This is a genomic window from Marinomonas sp. UCMA 3892, from assembly GCF_012726345.1.
Classification (GTDB): domain Bacteria; phylum Pseudomonadota; class Gammaproteobacteria; order Pseudomonadales; family Marinomonadaceae; genus Marinomonas.
Genome location: NZ_PTXN01000004.1, coordinates 18248 through 35946, shown reverse-complemented (window position 1 = coordinate 35946; position 17699 = coordinate 18248). Strand labels below are relative to the sequence as shown.

Annotated in this window: 14 protein-coding genes; 6 read left to right on the top strand and 8 right to left on the bottom strand. The window is 43.5% G+C overall.

Features of this window, described 5'->3' with window-relative positions; genetic code table 11:
• Positions 1 to 140: 140 nt before the first annotated feature.
• The 3 genes from B6N13_RS06780 to B6N13_RS06770 all read right to left on the bottom strand — a co-directional run bounded on the left by B6N13_RS06780 (position 141) and on the right by B6N13_RS06770 (position 4158).
• Positions 141 to 2027, bottom strand: a complete 1887-nt coding sequence (locus B6N13_RS06780) for a methyl-accepting chemotaxis protein (RefSeq protein ID WP_169458926.1) — start codon at positions 2025 to 2027, stop codon at positions 141 to 143.
• Between the two features lie 218 nt (positions 2028 to 2245).
• On the bottom strand, positions 2246 to 2848 hold the full coding sequence (gene rsmD / locus B6N13_RS06775) for a 16S rRNA (guanine(966)-N(2))-methyltransferase RsmD (protein ID WP_012071990.1): 603 nt from the start codon (positions 2846 to 2848) through the stop codon (positions 2246 to 2248).
• Complete coding sequence (locus B6N13_RS06770) at positions 2845 to 4158, bottom strand: insulinase family protein (RefSeq protein ID WP_169458925.1); 1314 nt, start codon at positions 4156 to 4158, stop codon at positions 2845 to 2847. Before B6N13_RS06770 ends, rsmD begins: the two co-directional genes overlap by 4 nt.
• 172 nt (positions 4159 to 4330) lie before the next feature.
• Here B6N13_RS06770 and ftsY point away from each other — a divergent pair, with 172 nt between their 5' ends.
• The 4 genes from ftsY (at position 4331) to rpoH (ending at position 8322) form a co-directional block, all read left to right on the top strand.
• Positions 4331 to 5566, top strand: coding sequence for a signal recognition particle-docking protein FtsY (ftsY, locus tag B6N13_RS06765; protein ID WP_169458924.1), 1236 nt, complete (start codon positions 4331 to 4333; stop codon positions 5564 to 5566).
• A 79-nt stretch (positions 5567 to 5645) separates the two neighbouring features.
• Positions 5646 to 6317, top strand: a complete 672-nt coding sequence (gene ftsE / locus B6N13_RS06760) for a cell division ATP-binding protein FtsE (RefSeq protein ID WP_012071987.1) — start codon at positions 5646 to 5648, stop codon at positions 6315 to 6317.
• The gene (gene ftsX, locus B6N13_RS06755; RefSeq protein WP_012071986.1) at positions 6318 to 7325 is read left to right on the top strand and encodes a permease-like cell division protein FtsX; all 1008 of its coding nucleotides are present in this window, start codon (positions 6318 to 6320) and stop codon (positions 7323 to 7325) included.
• Between the two features lie 130 nt (positions 7326 to 7455).
• Positions 7456 to 8322: an RNA polymerase sigma factor RpoH gene (rpoH, locus tag B6N13_RS06750; RefSeq protein WP_012071985.1), complete on the top strand. Its 867-nt coding sequence runs from the start codon at positions 7456 to 7458 to the stop codon at positions 8320 to 8322.
• 92 nt (positions 8323 to 8414) lie between these two features.
• On the opposite strand, the gene B6N13_RS06745 is transcribed toward rpoH, so the two are convergent.
• From B6N13_RS06745 to metK, 5 genes are all read right to left on the bottom strand, one after another.
• Entirely contained in the window at positions 8415 to 9275 is an 861-nt protein-coding gene (locus B6N13_RS06745; RefSeq protein WP_012071984.1) for an energy transducer TonB, read from the bottom strand.
• A gap of 7 nt (positions 9276 to 9282) precedes the next feature.
• Complete coding sequence (gene gshB / locus B6N13_RS06740) at positions 9283 to 10230, bottom strand: glutathione synthase (protein ID WP_012071983.1); 948 nt, start codon at positions 10228 to 10230, stop codon at positions 9283 to 9285.
• A 285-nt stretch (positions 10231 to 10515) separates the two neighbouring features.
• Positions 10516 to 12021, bottom strand: a complete 1506-nt coding sequence (locus tag B6N13_RS06735; protein ID WP_169458923.1) for a TolC family outer membrane protein — start codon at positions 12019 to 12021, stop codon at positions 10516 to 10518.
• 100 nt (positions 12022 to 12121) lie between these two features.
• Positions 12122 to 12868 (bottom strand): 16S rRNA (uracil(1498)-N(3))-methyltransferase, encoded by a 747-nt coding sequence (locus B6N13_RS06730; protein ID WP_169458922.1) that lies wholly within the window; start codon positions 12866 to 12868, stop codon positions 12122 to 12124.
• Positions 12869 to 12986: 118 nt separating this feature from the next.
• The gene (gene metK / locus B6N13_RS06725; protein ID WP_100636282.1) at positions 12987 to 14150 is read right to left on the bottom strand and encodes a methionine adenosyltransferase; all 1164 of its coding nucleotides are present in this window, start codon (positions 14148 to 14150) and stop codon (positions 12987 to 12989) included.
• A 382-nt stretch (positions 14151 to 14532) separates the two neighbouring features.
• On the opposite strand from metK, the gene tkt reads away from it, so the two are divergent.
• Together tkt and B6N13_RS06715 are read left to right on the top strand one after the other, a co-directional pair.
• Entirely contained in the window at positions 14533 to 16533 is a 2001-nt protein-coding gene (gene tkt, locus B6N13_RS06720; RefSeq protein ID WP_012071979.1) for a transketolase, read from the top strand.
• A 112-nt stretch (positions 16534 to 16645) separates the two neighbouring features.
• The gene (locus B6N13_RS06715) at positions 16646 to 17677 is read left to right on the top strand and encodes a glyceraldehyde 3-phosphate dehydrogenase NAD-binding domain-containing protein (RefSeq protein WP_012071978.1); all 1032 of its coding nucleotides are present in this window, start codon (positions 16646 to 16648) and stop codon (positions 17675 to 17677) included.
• The last annotated feature ends 22 nt before the right edge of the window (positions 17678 to 17699 follow it).

Here is a 17699-nt window from a genome sequence, read left to right as displayed (position 1 = left end):
TTTGTGCACAGTGTCATCAAGAGGCGGATGCCGCCATCGATCTGTGTATGGCGTTAGAAGTTTGAAAGTAAGACGCTTCTGTCATCAGTTGATGGCAGGAGCGTCTTACTTATTAGTGATATCCGAAGAGCGGTAAGTTGTTAAACGAGAGTAAATACCTGAGTTTTAACAGCAAGTTGCTCGGAAATTTTTTGAATCTGTTTAGTTTTATCCGCCAAAATATCGATAGAGCGAGTATCTTGGTTTAATTGTTGAGCAATTTCCTCCATCTCTGTGCTCATTTGAATGGCGGTACTGGCAACATCTTGAATAGCACTTGCCATTGAATCAGTAGATTTCGATCCGGTCATGGCGTTACTCTCTATGTCGCGCATTGCTTCTTCGGCCTTACTGCCATTTTCACTGATGATTTTTAGATTAGATTGTCCGCTTTCCATAGTGCTAATCGCGGTTTGAGTTGATTGCTGAATAGTATTGACTATGTCTGTGATCTTCGAGGTGGCATCGACGGTCTTTTCGGCCAAGGCACGAACTTCATCTGCGACCACAGAGAATCCGCGTCCCGCTTCTCCTGCGCGAGCAGCTTCTATCGCGGCGTTCAGCGCGAGTAAGTTGGTTTGGCTAGCAAGGTCATTAATCATGGCAATGACACTATCGATGTTTTTGGATAAACGGCCTAGTTCATCAAGCTGTTGCCCTGTCATATTCACTATATTTACTGTGTCGGTGATGCTGCTTAACACTGATTTAATCGTATCCGCGCCAGATTTAGCTGATTGGTAGGTTTCATTGGAGTGCGCTTGAAGTGTATTTGTGGTGCTAGACAATTCGGTTAAACGGCTAGAAATATCGTCCGTTGCAGAAGCCAATGAATGCGTACGCTGGTTGACTAAGTGGTTACTGTTGGCAATGCTGCTGATGGTGTTGTTTAAATCAGTAGACATAGTACTGACATTGTCAGTTGTCGAAACAACATCTTTTAATACGTCACCCAAGCCGCTAGTCATTTCATTGAGGGATTGGCTCAATTGATCGAACTCATCGTTACGTTTAGTGTTAACCGACGCTTTTGATGACATATCGCCTTTTTTAACTTTATTAAGGTCAGTAATAATGTTTTGTAACGTGCTATTGACGCTGCGGCCAATGGCAAGCATGAGTAGTGCAGCTACTAGAATTACTGCGATACTAACGCTCAGTAGGGTTGCGTTGGCTTGAGTAGAGCTTTTTTCTGTGCTGTTTTCTGCTTGCTGAACTTTGTCCTCAATCAGTTGATTCGCTTTAAGTTGGCTTTCGGTAAATTGATTTTTTTGCGTCGTGAAAGAATTTTCAATCTCGTTAAGTGATTTGTATTCTTTACCGTATTGCAGAATGGCATCGCGGTATGCATGGGCTTTTACACCATGAGTGTCTTGAAAGCCAAAGTTCTCAATTCGGTTATCGAAGCGGTCGAAACTGGCGGTGAACTCTTCTAAATTGCTTTCGGTTGGATCTGATAAATAGCCAGCCTCAGCCTTACGCACATTGGTGAACTCTCGTTTTAATAAGCTAAGCTTTTGGATATCTTCGCTTATTTCTGTCCCCATTTGATCTACGCTACCGCGTAAACCTGAAGAGGAATCGAAACCAATAACATAGCGTTTTTCGATCAGCGTGATGAGTGCTTGGCTATAGTCGTTAAGTTCTATTAGGTTTTCTTCGAGAGTTTGCTTCAAGTTTTGGCTATGAGCTTTTTCAATATTTGTAGCTATGGTGTTGGCGTTCTGCGCAATTTGTTCTTTCGCGCTTGCAACGTAATCTTGGTAATTGTCCACAGAAATGGAGCGCAGACTGTCAGCTATTTCTAGCATGTGAATGCTCAGCTGATCATTTGATGCTTGAATTTTTGAGAGGTTTCTCAGCTCATTGTTGGCGCTTTGTTGGAATGAGAGCCCTGTCATGGCTACAGCGGTGACGATAATTAACCCCGTAATCGCAGTGATAAGAAGTATGAACAGTTTGGTCTTAAAGGATAGGTTTGACAGCATAGGTACCTTCCATCGCGAGGCAATGTTTAAGTGAAGTGCTCATTAATGGCACATATTTTATTAGGTTATGCAAGTATCGTGCTCAAATCAAAACGGCTGATATGGTTTGTTTTGATTAAGACATTATAGAAGGGGAAATATTGTTTTGCTTATTTCTGGTGCGATGTTTGTGTGGGGGAGCCAGAAAGCCCTATTTTGGATAGGGCTTGAATACTTAATTATTTAGACACTTCAAATAATCGATAAACTAATTGGCCAGCGATTTTTTCTTTCAATAAAGACCAGTGGCTTGGTAGTGCGGGTAAATCGGCTTCTTTTTCCATTTCGATATAAACAAGCGCACGATCTGCGAGCCAGCCTTTTTCAAGCAAAGGGATAATCTGTGCTAACCAGCCTTTGCGGAACGGTGGATCTAAAAACACAATATCCATAGCGTGTGGTGTTACGCTATCAAGAAAGACAGCCGCGTTTTGTGCGATCACATTGGCTTTATCCGTTGCATTTAATGTCGCTAAGTTTGTTTGCATCTGCTGCGATACTACACGTGAGTTATCGACAAAGGTCATGTGTTTTGCACCGCGTGATAGCGCCTCTAACCCAAGCGCACCGGAACCACAAAACAGGTCGCCACAAACAGCACCTGGAATATAAGCATTAATCCAGTTGAACAAGGTTTCTCGTACTCTGTCAGGTGTTGGACGTAAGCCTTCAATATCTGGAATCGGCAATTGGCGAGAGCGCCATTCACCGGCGATGATACGAAGTCTCGATGCCTTCGCTTTGCTTTTATTCGAGACGTTACTTAGAACTTTTTTCTTCATTGGTAAACCTGAATCTCTTGATAGGACGATGGTTTTAATAGGTGTTGCAGAGCCGTTTGATAATCTTCTATGGTGAAGCTGTCGATGGCATCTTTGTAACCTTCGGCGAACTGTTCCACGGTGAGCGCGCCATCTTCATGGGTGACTTGTGTGGCAATATAGCTCCACCAAGTTGGTGATAGCGTTTGTTGTTCGAGTTGATGTTTAAAATTATCCAGTAGCGTGTCAAAGGCTTTTTTGTCATTGACTGAAGGGACTTGTTCTACAAACACTAGGCTTTTAGCACTAATGAAGCGATTTGCATCATAGCTAGGTTGGCTTACTGTTTCTGTGATGCTGTTAGCATATTGGATGTTCCACCACGCCCAAGGGCGCTGGGGTGAAAGCGTAAAAGCGAGCTGAACAAAATCAATATGCTGTTGCTGGTTGAGTGTAGAAACCAAGTCGGCGCCCCAAATTTGCAGACTGATCCATTCTTTGATAGAAGACACTGGCACTAATGCAATGGCGCTACGAGTTTGCCAAAGTTCGCCTTCGTTTTGTTGAATTGTTGAACTAATAGACTCGTAATGAATAGCCTCAGCAGACGCATTGGAAAGCTGATAATCTTGGCTGATAGCATTAATAGCATTTTTGACGGTTTGCTTAGTTTCTGGAGACATTTCACCCACGATAAAAATAGTAGCGGCAGACGATTTTAAGCTCTGGTAATAGTCGGAAACTTGTTTTAAAGAGACAGTAGTTGTGGTGTTGTTTTGATTATTAGTCTTATCGAAAAATAAAACATTTTCTAGTTCATGTTGCACAGGAGGATTAGCTTGGTGTTGGGTTTGCCAAGCATCGAAAGTGCGAGGTTTGAAATCTGGCTGTCTAAGCCAATTGGTTGCTAAGGACAGCGTCGGCACCAAATACTTAGGTTCATTACTCAGAGTCAAACCAATGGTTTGATTTTCATGATCATAATAGCTGTTTGCGCTGGCAGCTAAGGGCGCGAGCCTTTGGTTAATTGAAGCAGTACTAAGTGGTAAAGAGTCGCTCATTAACATGGCCAGCGTGGTTTGGATCAATGTTATGTTAGTCGTGACTGAGCGAAATGAAAAACGAAGCTCCAGTTTGTTGCTATCTTGCCATTCTGTTTGTTTTATCCAGATCACAGGAATACCTGACGTGGTTGTCCATTTCTCAATCTGAGGTGTGGGGAATTTACTGCTCGGAGCGGTTAAATTTAATAGCCAAATAGCCAAAGTACAGAACAACATGACCGCCGCCAGAACGGGTCGGCTAAATAGAGGTTTGCTATCGTCGGACATAATGAGCCTTGAGTGGTGCGTGTTAAGAATATTTTGGTTAAAACTAAGCCTGTTTGCGAGCCAGAATGATGTTAAAATAACCGTTTTTAAGTGTCCATGTATGTGGCGTTGTGTCTAATCATAGCATTTCACTGATGTTTATCGCATCAGTCAAAATAAAGAGACTGATTTAATGGAAGTTGTTAACCAAATTATTGTTTTTTTTACACCATATCTTGGTGAATATGCGCGTTATGTTCCTATTGCGATTGGAACACTTTTAGCCATTATTGCTTTCGTTGTTCGCCGTCGTTTTGTGAACAAAATGAATGCAGATATTGCCGCAGCTAAGAAAAAGGATATAGATAAGCCCGATTCAGTTCAGGATGAAGCCATCTCAGCGGAAACAGTGGCTAATGACGCACAACTTGCAGATGAAGTGGCGACAACTACTAAAGCACACGCAGTCGAAGAAATACCAAGAGAGTCAGAGCCAGTGCAGCCAGCGTTATCTTGGTCACAGCGTTTTAAATTGGGCTTGTCTCGCACCCGCAGCGGATTAGGTAACGGCTTGTCTTCCGTTATCGGCGGTCATAAAAAAGTAGATGATAATCTGCTGGAAGAGCTAGAAACTCAGTTATTGATGGCGGATGTTGGTATTGATGCCACGCAGACCTTGATAAGTGCGTTAACAGACAAGTTAAACCGTAAAGAATTAAAAGACTCAGCGACCTTGTTGAGCCATTTAAAAGCCGATATGAATGGTATTCTTAGCCAATCACAACAAATGCTAGAGCCTGTTAGTAAAGATGGCCCATTTGTTATTCTAATGGTCGGCGTGAATGGTGTCGGTAAGACGACAACTATTGGTAAGCTGGCCAAAAAATATCAGGCTGAAGGTAAAAGTGTTATGTTGGCGGCAGGGGATACTTTCCGTGCAGCGGCAGTTGAGCAGCTTCAAGTATGGGGTGAGCGTAATAATGTTCCTGTTGTGGCTCAGCACACTGGTGCTGATTCGGCGTCGGTTATTTATGATGCGATTGAGTCTGCCAAAGCGAAAGGCGTCGATATCGTTATTGCAGATACTGCTGGTCGTCTACAAAACAAAGCGAATTTGATGAACGAGCTGTCTAAAGTCGTTCGTGTAATGAAAAAGCTAGATGAAAACGCGCCACATGAAGTTATGTTGGTTTTGGATGCCTGTACTGGTCAAAATGCTATCAGTCAGGCTAAGCTGTTTTCCGAAGCGGTTGGTGTAAGTGGTATTACACTGACTAAACTGGATGGAACCGCAAAAGGCGGTATTATTTTCGCCATCGCTAAACAGTTCGGCATTCCTATACGTTATATTGGTGTGGGTGAACAAGCGGATGACTTACGTCCATTTGTCGCTCAAGAGTTTGTCGATGCCTTGTTTGATAGCGAATAGCTCGATAGTCAACTGCTTGATGGTAAAGTAAGTGGTGATTAGACCTTTCTTCTTTCTAATTTAAGGATGCTGGATTAGCGTGGAAATCGAATTTCAACGAGTGGGTAAAAAGTACGAGAGCGGACAAGAAGCACTGTCTCAGGTGAGTTTTCATTTGCAGCAAGGTGAAATGGCTTTTCTTACTGGGCATTCAGGTGCAGGTAAAAGCACTTTGATGAAACTCATGATGATGATCGAGCGTCAAACCTCGGGCCAAATTTTGGTCGATGGGGTGGATCTACGTACGTTGAGCCGCCGAGCGATTCCTCATCATCGGCGTCGTGTTGGCGTCGTGTTCCAGAATCATCAGTTATTATTAGACAGAAGTGTTTTCCATAACGTTGCCTTGCCATTGTTGGTGAGCGGAGCGGATCCCCAACAAATTGCTAAGCGAGTACGTGCGGCGCTGGATAAAGTTGGGTTGTTGGATAAAGAAAAGTACTATCCAATGGCGTTATCTGGTGGCGAGCAACAACGCGTTGGTATTGCGCGAGCCGTGGTGAATAAACCGCAATTGTTGTTAGCCGATGAGCCGACCGGTAATTTGGATCCTAAATTGTCAGCAGAAATCATGAATCTATTCCAAGAGTTTAATCGTGTTGGAGTGACCGTTTTGGTTGCCAGTCATGATTTAGCTCTGGTTGCGCGCATGCGTCATCGTGTTTTGACTTTAAACCAGGGGCGAATGGTGAATGATGGAGGGTTTGGCTAAATGGCACAGAAGCCGAATCAACGCGGTGCGACTAGGGAATCGATTAAAGCAACTAAGCATAATTGGCCGACGCGAACGTCTTTTAGTCCGAGTAAATATTTTCGTCAGCATCAAACGACCTTAACTGAAAGCTTTATGCGGCTAGTGCATTATCCATTGGCCAGTGTGATGACGGTGATGGTAATTGCGATTGCCTTGTCTCTACCGGGCGGTTTGTATGTTTTGCTGAAAAATGTGCAATCTGTGACGGATCAATGGGAACAGCAATCGGTTATTACCTTGTACCTTTTTCCTAACTTAGAAGACACGCAAGCGCTTGCCTTGTCGCATCGACTTTCTGCGCAAGCCGATATTGCGTCAGTTGAGTATATTTCTAAGGAAGAAGGGCTTCGGTATTTTGAGCGTTCCAGTGGTTACGAGCAGATTATGTCTGCTTTGCCAGAGAACCCTTTGCCAATTGTACTGCGAGTTATTCCTAGACAAACGGTAGATATTACGACGTTATCGAGTTTGCAGGCTTTACGAAACCAGCTAGCGGCACAAAAAGAAGTGGAATATGCAGAACTTGATGCACAATGGTTACAGCGTCTTGCGAATATACTGAGTTTTGGGCAGCGATTTGTCTATGCGTTGTCGGTTTTGTTAGTCGTTGCTGTGTTGTTGATTGTTGGCAATACCATTCGCATGGCGGTAGAAAGTCGTCGTGATGAAGTGTTGGTTATGAAATTGGTTGGTGCAACCGATGCTTATATTCGCCGACCATTTTTGTACATGGGTTTTTGGTTCGGGGTATTGGGCGGCTTTTTTGCCAGCCTTTGTATTCTCGTGCTTAGCTGGTGGGTAAGTGCTCCTGCAGAACGATTGATTGATCTCTATCAAAGCGGATTTCAACTGCAAACTTTTAATGCGGATGAAATTATTTTATGTTTAACTATTAGTGCATTTATTGGTGTGTTTGGTGCTTGGATTGCCGTTAACCGACATATCGCGACTATTGAACTGCAGTGACAATGAAAGGCTAATATTACTACTAAGATAATAGCCATGGTTTATTCACATTTATGTCACACACAAGCAGAATTTACTTGTTAGTATTTTGTCATATACAGTATGAACAATTAGAAAGGTGGAAATAGAGATGGGTAAAGCTCTCCAGCCTACGGATATGATGATTCCTGGTCAGAACCTAGAGTCTTACATACAAGCCGTCAGCAGAATTCCGATTTTAACCGCAGACGAAGAAAAAGCGTTGGCGGAACGTCTTTATTATCAAGAAGACCTTGAAGCTGCGCGTACCTTGGTTATGTCGCACTTAAGATTTGTTGTACATATTGCGAAAAGTTATTCTGGATATGGTTTAGCGCAAGGCGACCTTATTCAAGAAGGTAACGTTGGCTTGATGAAAGCGGTTAAACGCTTTAACCCAGAAGTCGGTGTTCGCCTTGTTTCCTTTGCTGTGCATTGGATTAAAGCCGAGATTCATGAGTTTATTCTGAAAAACTGGCGCATTGTTAAAGTTGCGACGACAAAAGCACAACGCAAAATGTTCTTTAATTTGCGTAGCGCGAAAAAGTCTTTGTCTTGGTTTAGTAATTCAGAAGTAGAGTCGGTTGCTAGTGATTTAGGAGTGACACCTGAAGTGGTTCGTCAAATGGAAGGGCGCTTAAGTTCTTCTGATATGGCGTTTGATGCTTCTGCAGATGACGATGATGACAGTGCTTTTCAAGCGCCATCTCAATATCTAGAGGACCATCGTTCAGATCCTGCAACCTTGCTTGAAAATGGTAACTGGGAGGAAGATTCCAATCAGCGCTTAGAAGTCGCTATGGCGGATCTTGATGAGCGTAGCCGAAATATTCTAGTGCAACGATGGTTGTCTGATGCAAAATCTACCTTGCATGAATTGGCCGATGAATACGGTGTTTCTGCTGAGCGTATTCGCCAGCTTGAAAAGAACGCAATGAAGAAAATTCGTCTTGCAATGGGTGATGGTCAGTTTGACTGATCGTTATCGTTAGCATGCAAAAGCAATAAAGCCCTCGCTTTGGAGGGCTTTTTTATGTCTATTGATTTTTATATTCTCTGGCTTTTATGTGTTTACCGACTTTGTAGTTGATTGCCAGGAACAAATCGCCATGTTCGAATGATTTCCAGTTTATCCACTTCTTTCTTTAGTTCGCTTGGGAAGACCTGAAAAGGTTCAGCTAGACGGACAATACGCATGGCGGCATCATCCAAAACACGAATCCCTGAAGAGTGCAGAACTTCAATATCATCGACATAACCGTTCGGCTGTATAATAACGGCTAGACGTAGCTCTCCATAAAGGTGATTGCGTTTTGCTTCTTCTGGGTAGTGAATATTGCCGATTCGTTCAATGCGGCGTCGCCAATCGTCTAGGTATTGGGCATCAATGGCGGCTTTGGCAGAGACAGATGTTAAACGGCGGATTCTTGGGCGTTTGGCGTAGGCTTGTCGTTGTTGATCCAATAACGCTTCTAATGTCGCTATATCGTTGGATATATGACTAGGGATCTGGGTTTCACCACGGAATTTTTCTTCTAGTGTTTTGGGTTCATTTTCTGATTCATTGATAATCTCAAATACCGCTTCTTGGTTTCTGGTTGCGAGTAGACTTGGCTCGTCAATAGGTTCGGCAGAGGCAAGTTGGGGCTGGACAGGAGGTGATATTTCTTGAATGGTGTCAGATAAAAAACGCGCATTTTCTGTAGTGGTGAGCTTTTGCTTACGTAGTTCAGTGCCACTTGCTTGCTGGTTGGCTTGTGCAATAAAGTCAGCCTCAACTGGTGCTTTTGTCGTGTGTTGAACGAGCGTCACCTCTAGCGTTTTAGACTTGGGAGAGGGAAGCTCGAAATCGAAGCCAATAATCATCACCATTAGCGCATGAAAGCTAATGGCGATGAAAAGCGCAATAGAAAATTTATCTGTTACTCGCATGTAAATATTACTGAAGACGTTTTTCTATGGCTTCTATCAACATCATAGCGATATTCAGATCGAATTGAGTATCTAGTTCGCGAACGCAAGTTGGGCTGGTAACGTTGATTTCAGTGAGATAGTCGCCGATTACGTCTAAGCCAACAAACATTAAGTTCTTTTCTTTCAATGATGGAATCACTTGCTCGCAAATCCAGCGATCGCGATCAGTAAGAGGTCTGCCTTCACCACGTCCGCCTGCAGCTAAGTTGCCACGGGTTTCACCTGATGCCGGAATGCGTGCTAGTGCAAACGGCACAGGTTCACCATTAACAACCAAAATGCGCTTATCGCCATCTTTGATTTCTGGGATGAATTTTTGTGCCATGATTTGCTCTACGCCCATGTTTGTTAGGGTTTCAATAATCACGCTGATGTTTGAGTCATCCGGTTTAATGCGGAAAATCGAACTGCCACCCATGCCGTCCAAAGGCTTGAAAATAACGTCGCCATGTTCTTTGTGGAAACTTTTCAGCAAGTCTGCACGTCGAGTCACTAAGACTGGTGGGCAGCAATGAGGGAACTGAGTGGCGAAGAGCTTTTCGTTGCAGTCACGTAAACTTTTAGGGTCGTTGACCACAAGTGCGCCATCTCTTTCTGCTTGTTCTAGAATCATGGTGCTGTAAACGAATTCGCTATCAAATGGCGGATCTTTACGCATTAAGATCACATCCATATCACCCATTGCCATTTTTGTTTCTTCACCAAGATCGTAAAAGTGCGCAGGATCTTTATAAACGTTTAATGGGCGCGTCATTGCGTAGGCTTTGCCATTGTCTAGAAACAGGTCTTTTTGTTCCATATAAATAAGTTGCCAGCCTTTTTCTGCTGCAGCCCATAGCATGGCGAGAGAAGTGTCTTTTTTGTAGTTTATGGAAGAAATGGGATCCATAACAATGCCGAGTTTGATAGTCATAAGGCGGTTCCTAAAAGCGAAAGCAACGTTTTAGTGCTTTGTTTAATCTGTTAATAGGTGTTGATGCTATAGAAATATGGGGGCGCTGAGAAGAAAAAACACCCATGATTTTAAGATAGTTGCTTAGGTGGATAAGAATATGACAATGAGTGGGCTCTATAGAAAAATGAGTTTGTAATACTATCGACTCAATGCCTTATATTTTGATCATTAAAAAGCAGAATCATTGGTCGTAAAAATGGTATGTTTTACCAATGATTCTGTTAGGAAAAGAATATTCTCGGTCTACCAGTTTCCAGTGTTTCCATTAGCGTCTAAGAATAGCTCACTTTCTTGTGCTTTCTCTGAGTCGTCCACAGGTGGAGCCTCAGGTGACAGGGAGACATCATCAACTTTCACCGTACTTTCAGCTGCTTTCAGCTCTTCTGTTGCGCTAGGTTCTGGGGTTGGAGGTATTTTTGCCTTATCAAATTCGTCATTAAAACCAAGGAGTTGCGGGCGATAAATACGGAATGCGCGCATAAGTTCACCTTTAGCGTTAAATAAACGGAATTCTGAAAAAAGTTCATCGTAGTCCGCATTGACATAATCTTGGCGTGCTTGGAAAAGTTCGTTTTCACTATCTAATACATCAAGTAAAGTACGGCGGCCTAAGCGAAATTGTTTTTCGTAAGCAATTTGTGATTCTTTTGTCGCAATGACATATTTACGAATTTGTTCTTTTTGACCTGTGGTTGCTTCAAACGCTGCCCAAGCTAATCGCACAGTGAGTTCAGTATCTCTTATTGTGTTACGGCGTATTTCAGACGCTTGGAGGTTCTGTTGAACGGCAACTTCTTGTTTGCGTTTGTGTGTGCCGCCGCTATAAAGATTGTAGTTCAACCGCACCATGGCTAATAAATCTTCGCTTGGGCCTCTATCACCATCTATATTGTTGTTCCATGTGCGCTCTAAGCCAAAACTAATCGTTGGATATTTGTCTGCATCGGCAATTTTTTGAGAGCTTTCTGTTGCAGCAACGTCCCATCGTGCACCTTCAATTGCCGGATTTTTCTTTAATGATTCATTGATTGCCGACTCAAGGTTTTTTGGTAGCAAGTCTTTATCTGGCATCGGATAGATTAAGTCTTCCGGCGGCATTTCTCCGACAATATTTTTGTAGTTACTTTCGGCATCTTGGAGATTATTAATTGCAGCAAAGTGATTGGCATGGGCCTTAGCGAGGCGTGCGGTTATTTGGCTAAGATCAGATTGACGCCCAATACCTGAGTCGCTTTTTAATTTAATTTGTCCATAAATTCGCTCATGGGTTTTTAAGTTCAGTTCGGCAAGGCCGACAAGCTCTCTGTAACGTAGAATGTTAGCATAAACCTGAGCCACTTCTAGGGCTGTATTCTCAACAGAAATTAGTGCGCTCCAACGATCGGCTTCCGCCTCGCTGTTTAATCGTTCTATCTCATTTTTTGTTGAAAACCCGTTAAATAATGGCTGGTTCAGCGCAAGTTTCAGTTCGCGACGAGTAAGATCAATATCATTCGGTTTGCTATTGTCGGCGTAAGTTGTTTCTCGGCCTATGCCTGCGGAAAGATCCACGCTTGGATAATAGCCAGAGCGACGAGCAATATCTGCATTTTCTTTGGACTCTCGATATTTTGCGACAGCTTGTCTTACAGCAGGATTGTTTTCTATTGCCGTATATGTCGCTTCTTCGAGAGTGATTGCATGCGCTATTGCTGGTAGAAGGGCTACCCCTATATAAACCGTGCAAGTCAAAACTATTCGATTAAACATGTGATCATATGTCCTTTATTAAGTCCTGCTTGAATGGTAAAGCCATTCATAGTCTTAATATGTAGCGATTCTGTTAGTTAGGGCTTTATCAAAGAATAGGTTAGATATCACCCCATAGAGCATTAATTACACTGAGCGCAACAATAGGTGCGGTTTCTGTTCTTAATACTCTAGGACCTAAAGTGATTGCATTAAATCCTGATTTTTCAGAGAGTTGCACTTCTTTTTCGGTCAGACCACCTTCTGGGCCAATCAATAAAGCAACCTGATTGTTAGCAGGTTTTTCATATTGTCGAATCGGTTTTGCACTGTGATGGTGGAGTGTAAGTTTTAACATTTCGTTACAATTGGCAACCCACTCGCTTAACCCCATAGGAGGATAGACTATTGGAACGACGCCTCGACCACATTGCTCAGCGGCACTAATCGCTATTTGCTGCCAATGCTGTTGGCGTTTTTCTGCGCGGCCGTCTTGTAGTTTTACTTCACAACGTTCACTAAAAAGTGGCTGAATAGCAAACACGCCAGCTTCAACGGATTTTTGAATGGCGTAATCCATTCGTTCGCCACGAGATAAAGTTTGTCCAATAGTGACTTGGATTGGGGATTCATTATCTAGTGCTTCGAAGTCTGCTACGTGAATATTAGCAGAGCGTTTTTCGACATCGCACAGGGTTGCGTTAAATTGACCGCTTTTACCATTAAATTCTTGGCCATTAAACACGCGAATAGGGTGGTCTGACTTTAAGCGCAGTACTTTGCAGAGATGCTGAAAGGCAGAGTCAGGAAGGGGAATAGTCGTATTCTCATTGAGTTCGGAGTCGATAAAAATTCGTGGAATACGCATGCTTTGCCTTATGTTTTCGAGTGTAATAAAGATAGAAATAAAAAAAACCTTCTTCTGCAGATCTTATCTAATAAAAGAATAAGGCAGAAGAAGGCTTTTATAACGGAAAATCAGAAAATTATAAACCTGCGGCTTTACGTAGCGCGTCGGCTTTGTCTGTTTTTTCCCAAGTGAAGTTTTCGCCTTCACGACCAAAGTGGCCGTAAGCCGCTGTTGGTAGGTAAATTGGGCGTTTTAGATCTAGCATCTTAATCAAGCCTGCTGGACGCAACTCAAAGTGCTCACGAACCAATTGAGAAATTACTGCGTCGCTTACTTTACCCGTACCAAAAGTATTGATACTGATGGATGTTGGCTCTGCCACACCGATTGCGTAAGAGATTTGGATCTCACACTTATCTGCAAGACCTGCAGCAACGATGTTTTTCGCTACATAACGACCAGCGTATGCAGCAGAACGGTCAACCTTGGATGGATCTTTACCAGAGAAAGCACCACCACCGTGGCGTGCCATACCGCCGTAAGTATCAACGATGATTTTACGACCTGTTAGGCCACAATCTCCAACTGGACCACCAATGATGAATTGGCCTGTTGGGTTAATGAAATATTTGGTTTCTTTGGATAACCACTCAGCAGGAAGAACAGGTTTGATGATCTCTTCCATGACAGCTTCACGAAGATCGGCTTGTTTAATGGACGCACTGTGTTGTGTCGAAAGCACAACAGCATCGATCGCGCATGGTTTACCATTTTCGTCGTAACGGAAGGTAACTTGGCTTTTCGCATCAGGGCGAAGAAAATCGAGCGTGCCGTTTTTGCGTACTTCCGCTTGGCGCTGAACCAAACGATGCGCGTAAGTGATTGGTGCAGGCATTAACACGTCAGTTTCATTAGTGGCAAAACCAAACATCAAACCTTGGTCGCCAGCGCCTTGTTCGTGCTCGCCAGCTTCGTCCACGCCTACTGCGATATCAGCAGATTGCTTACCAATAGCGTTCATAACAGCACAAGATTCCCAGTCGAAACCCATGTCTGAGCTGTTGTAGCCAATTTCACGGATAACGCCACGAGCGATTTCTTCAATGTCGACCCATGCGTTAGTACGAACTTCACCTGCAACTAGAACCATACCCGTTTTTACTAGGGTTTCGCAGGCAACACGTGCTTCTGGGTCTTCTGCCAAAATGGCATCAAGGATAGCGTCGGAAACTTGGTCCGCGATTTTATCTGGGTGACCTTCAGAAACAGATTCTGAAGTAAATAAAGAATATTCTGACATGTTTAGTGCCTCTATCAAAAATGATGGATAAGCGCTAAATAGGTATAAAAAACCCGCTTAGCAATGTTTATATTTCAAAAAAGCTAAACAGGTGATACTGCTTCTGTTTAGCTGAATTTATATAGCGTCCGCAAGCCGAAACAAATCGACGCTGTTAGTGGCAAGAATAATGGACTAGAGCTGTTTAAATATCAACCCGATCTGTGGATTTTAATGAGGCAAAGGACGATTTTTTTGTTACGATGGTGCAGATTTTTATGTATTTTCATTTTCTTTGCCCAATGTTTGGGTGTCACGGTGGTGCCAGCATTGCAAGGTGGCTCTATCCTGTAGAGAATGTTTCTTCTATTTTGTTCGTTAAGCTATCAGGAGTGGAATAACCATGCCGTCTCGTAAACAACTTGCTAACGCCATACGTGCATTAAGTATGGATGCCGTACAAAAAGCCAACTCAGGTCATCCAGGTGCACCTATGGGTATGGCGGATATTGCGGAAGTACTATGGAATGATTTCCTAAAGCACAACCCAAATAATTCAAAATGGGTTGATCGCGACCGCTTTGTGTTATCTAACGGCCATGGTTCGATGTTGATTTACTCACTGTTGCATTTATCTGGGTATAATTTGCCTATCGAAGAGTTAAAACAATTCCGTCAGCTTCATTCCAAAACTCCAGGACACCCAGAATACGGTTATACCGATGGCGTAGAAACCACAACGGGGCCATTGGGAGCAGGTATCAGTAATGCGGTAGGTATGGCAATTGCCGAGAAAACGTTGGCGGCACAGTTTAACCGTGAAGGTCATAACATCGTTGATCATAACACTTATTGCTTCCTTGGCGATGGCTGCTTGATGGAAGGTATTTCTCATGAAGCTGCATCACTAGCAGGCACGTTAGGCTTAGGTAAGTTGGTTGCTTTCTGGGATGACAACGGCATCTCTATTGACGGTCATGTTGAAGGCTGGTTTACCGATAATACGCCACAACGCTTTGAAGCATATGGTTGGCATGTTATTGCTGATGTTGATGGGCACGATCCAGAAGCCATTAAAGCGGCTATCGAAGCGGCAAAAGCAGAAACGACCAAGCCAACACTAATTTGCTGTAAAACTATTATCGGTTTTGGTTCTCCTAATAAATCTGGTAGCCATGACTGTCACGGTGCACCGCTTGGTGATGCGGAAATTGCTGCGGCCCGTGAATTCCTAGGTTGGCCTTATGCTCCTTTTGAAATTCCTGCTGATGTTTACTCTGGCTGGGATGCTAAAGAAGCGGGTGCTGCTCGTGAAACTCAGTGGAATTCTCAGTTTGAAGCGTATAAAGCGGCTTACCCTGAATTGGCTGCAGAATTTGAGCGTCGCGTCATTAAAGGTGAATTGCCTGCCGATTTTGAAGCGAAAACACAAGCTTTCATTCAAGAGTGCCAAGACAAAGGTGAAAACATCGCTAGCCGTAAAGCGTCTCAAAATACGATTGGTTTCTTTGGCGCTATGCTGCCAGAGTTGCTAGGTGGTTCTGCGGACCTTGCTGGTTCTAACTTGACGCTATGGTCTGGTTCTAAAGGTATTCAAGACGATCCAGCGGGTAACTACATATACTACGGCGTTCGTGAATTTGGTATGAGCGGCATTATGAACGGTGCTTCTTTGCATGGTGGTTTTATTAACTACGGTGCGACCTTCATGATGTTTATGGAATACGCGCGTAATGCGGTTCGTATGTCAGCGCTGATGGGTATTCAGAACCTATTTGTTTACACTCATGACTCTATTGGTCAGGGCGAAGATGGCCCAACTCACCAACCAGTTGAGCAATTGGCTAACTTGCGTATGACACCAAACATGTCTGTGTGGCGCCCATGTGATGCAGCAGAAACTGCTGTTGCTTGGAAGGCAGGTATCGAACGCCGTGATGGTCCAACGTCATTGGTTTTCTCTCGTCAAGGTTTGCCAGCACAATCACGTGATGCCGAGCAATTGGCCAATGTTGCTAAAGGCGCTTATATCCTTAAGGACTGTGCTGGTACGCCAGATCTTATCTTGATTGCGACTGGCTCTGAAGTTGGTCTAGCAATGGAGTCTGCTGACGCACTAACGGCGAAAGGTAAGAACGTTCGTGTGGTATCTATGCCATCAACAAATACATTTGATGCACAAGATGCTGCTTACAAAGAGTCTGTATTGCCAAGCAATGTGACTAAGCGTGTTGCTATCGAAGCGGCTCATACTGATTACTGGTACAAGTACGTTGGTTTTGAAGGCGCTATGGTGGGTATGACGACTTTCGGTGAGTCTGCTCCTGGTGGCGATCTTCTAAAATACTTCGGCTTTACGGTCGATAATGTGGTTGCGACAGCTGAGAAAATTCTAGCCGCGTAATCTCGTTGCTTGATAAGAAAAGAGGTGTACGCATGTATGCCTCTTTTTCCCTTTATTAAGGTAGAGGGTGATGGTTTTCAGGTCACTTTCTTTGCGATGAAGTAGTAGGAATATGTTGCGAGTCGCTATCAATGGTTATGGTCGTATTGGGCGTTCGGTATTACGAGCGCTTTATGAAAACGGCTACCGTGATCACATTCAAGTGGTTGCTATTAATGAATTGTCTGATCTTGAGACAATCAGTTATCTTACGCGCTATGACACGACTCATGGTCGCTTTCCTCTGCCTGTTTCGACTCAGGGCAATGCATTGCTTATCGGCGATGATGCTATTTTATGTTTTTCTTCTGCGACACCCGATGAACTTGATTGGGCATCTCTTGAATTAGATATGGTGCTCGAGTGCTCTGGTAGTTTTTCTGGGCGAGAAGGCGCTCAAGCTTACCTGAATGCTGGTGTGCCGCGATTGTTGCTTTCTCAGCCGGCTGCAGCAGATGTTGATGCGACGATTGTCTATGGTTTTAATCATCATGATATTCAGGCGAATCACAATATCGTTTCAGCTGCATCTTGTACGACTAATTGTTTGATTCCAGTTTTGGACATCGTTAAGCAGTTTTCAGGCGTTGTTCATGGTATGACACAGACAATTCATTCGGCGATGAATGATCAGCCAGTGATTGATGGCTATCACACGAAAGACCTACGTCTAACGCGTGCTGCTTTGAGTTCGATTATTCCTGTCGATACGGGATTAGCGAGAGGTATTACACGGATGATGCCAGAACTTGACGGAAAAATGGGTTGTAACGCAGTGCGTGTGCCAACATTAAATGTTTCTTTAATTGATTTCGTTTTACGTACAGAGCGAGATGTTACTGCCGAGCAAATCAATTCGCAGTTAGAACAAGCGGCTAACTCGAAATACGCAGGATTAATGGGCTTTACCAAAGAAGCACATGCTTCGGTGGATTTTAATCATGACCCGCGTTCAGTGATTATCGATAGTACGCAAACTCAAGTAATTGATCAGCGAATGGTGAAGTTATTGTGTTGGTTTGATAATGAATGGGGCTACGCTAACCGTATGTTGGATGTGGCTAAGTATTGGGCTGGTGTGATTAAGCAATCAAAATTGGATTGATTCACCCGAATGTTAAATAACG

Bases quoted from the DNA above. Each gene is read 5' to 3' on its own strand.
- B6N13_RS06780 (WP_169458926.1), bottom strand. From the start codon at position 2,027: ATGCTGTCAAACCTATCCTTTAAGACCAAACTGTTCATACTTCTTATC.
- rsmD (WP_012071990.1), bottom strand. From the start codon at position 2,848: ATGAAGAAAAAAGTTCTAAGTAACGTCTCGAATAAAAGCAAAGCGAAG.
- B6N13_RS06770 (WP_169458925.1), bottom strand. From the start codon at position 4,158: ATGTCCGACGATAGCAAACCTCTATTTAGCCGACCCGTTCTGGCGGCG.
- ftsY (WP_169458924.1), top strand. From the start codon at position 4,331: ATGGAAGTTGTTAACCAAATTATTGTTTTTTTTACACCATATCTTGGT.
- ftsX (WP_012071986.1), top strand. From the start codon at position 6,318: ATGGCACAGAAGCCGAATCAACGCGGTGCGACTAGGGAATCGATTAAA.
- rpoH (WP_012071985.1), top strand. From the start codon at position 7,456: ATGGGTAAAGCTCTCCAGCCTACGGATATGATGATTCCTGGTCAGAAC.
- B6N13_RS06745 (WP_012071984.1), bottom strand. From the start codon at position 9,275: ATGCGAGTAACAGATAAATTTTCTATTGCGCTTTTCATCGCCATTAGC.
- gshB (WP_012071983.1), bottom strand. From the start codon at position 10,230: ATGACTATCAAACTCGGCATTGTTATGGATCCCATTTCTTCCATAAAC.
- B6N13_RS06735 (WP_169458923.1), bottom strand. From the start codon at position 12,021: ATGTTTAATCGAATAGTTTTGACTTGCACGGTTTATATAGGGGTAGCC.
- B6N13_RS06730 (WP_169458922.1), bottom strand. From the start codon at position 12,868: ATGCGTATTCCACGAATTTTTATCGACTCCGAACTCAATGAGAATACG.
- metK (WP_100636282.1), bottom strand. From the start codon at position 14,150: ATGTCAGAATATTCTTTATTTACTTCAGAATCTGTTTCTGAAGGTCAC.
- tkt (WP_012071979.1), top strand. From the start codon at position 14,533: ATGCCGTCTCGTAAACAACTTGCTAACGCCATACGTGCATTAAGTATG.
- B6N13_RS06715 (WP_012071978.1), top strand. From the start codon at position 16,646: ATGTTGCGAGTCGCTATCAATGGTTATGGTCGTATTGGGCGTTCGGTA.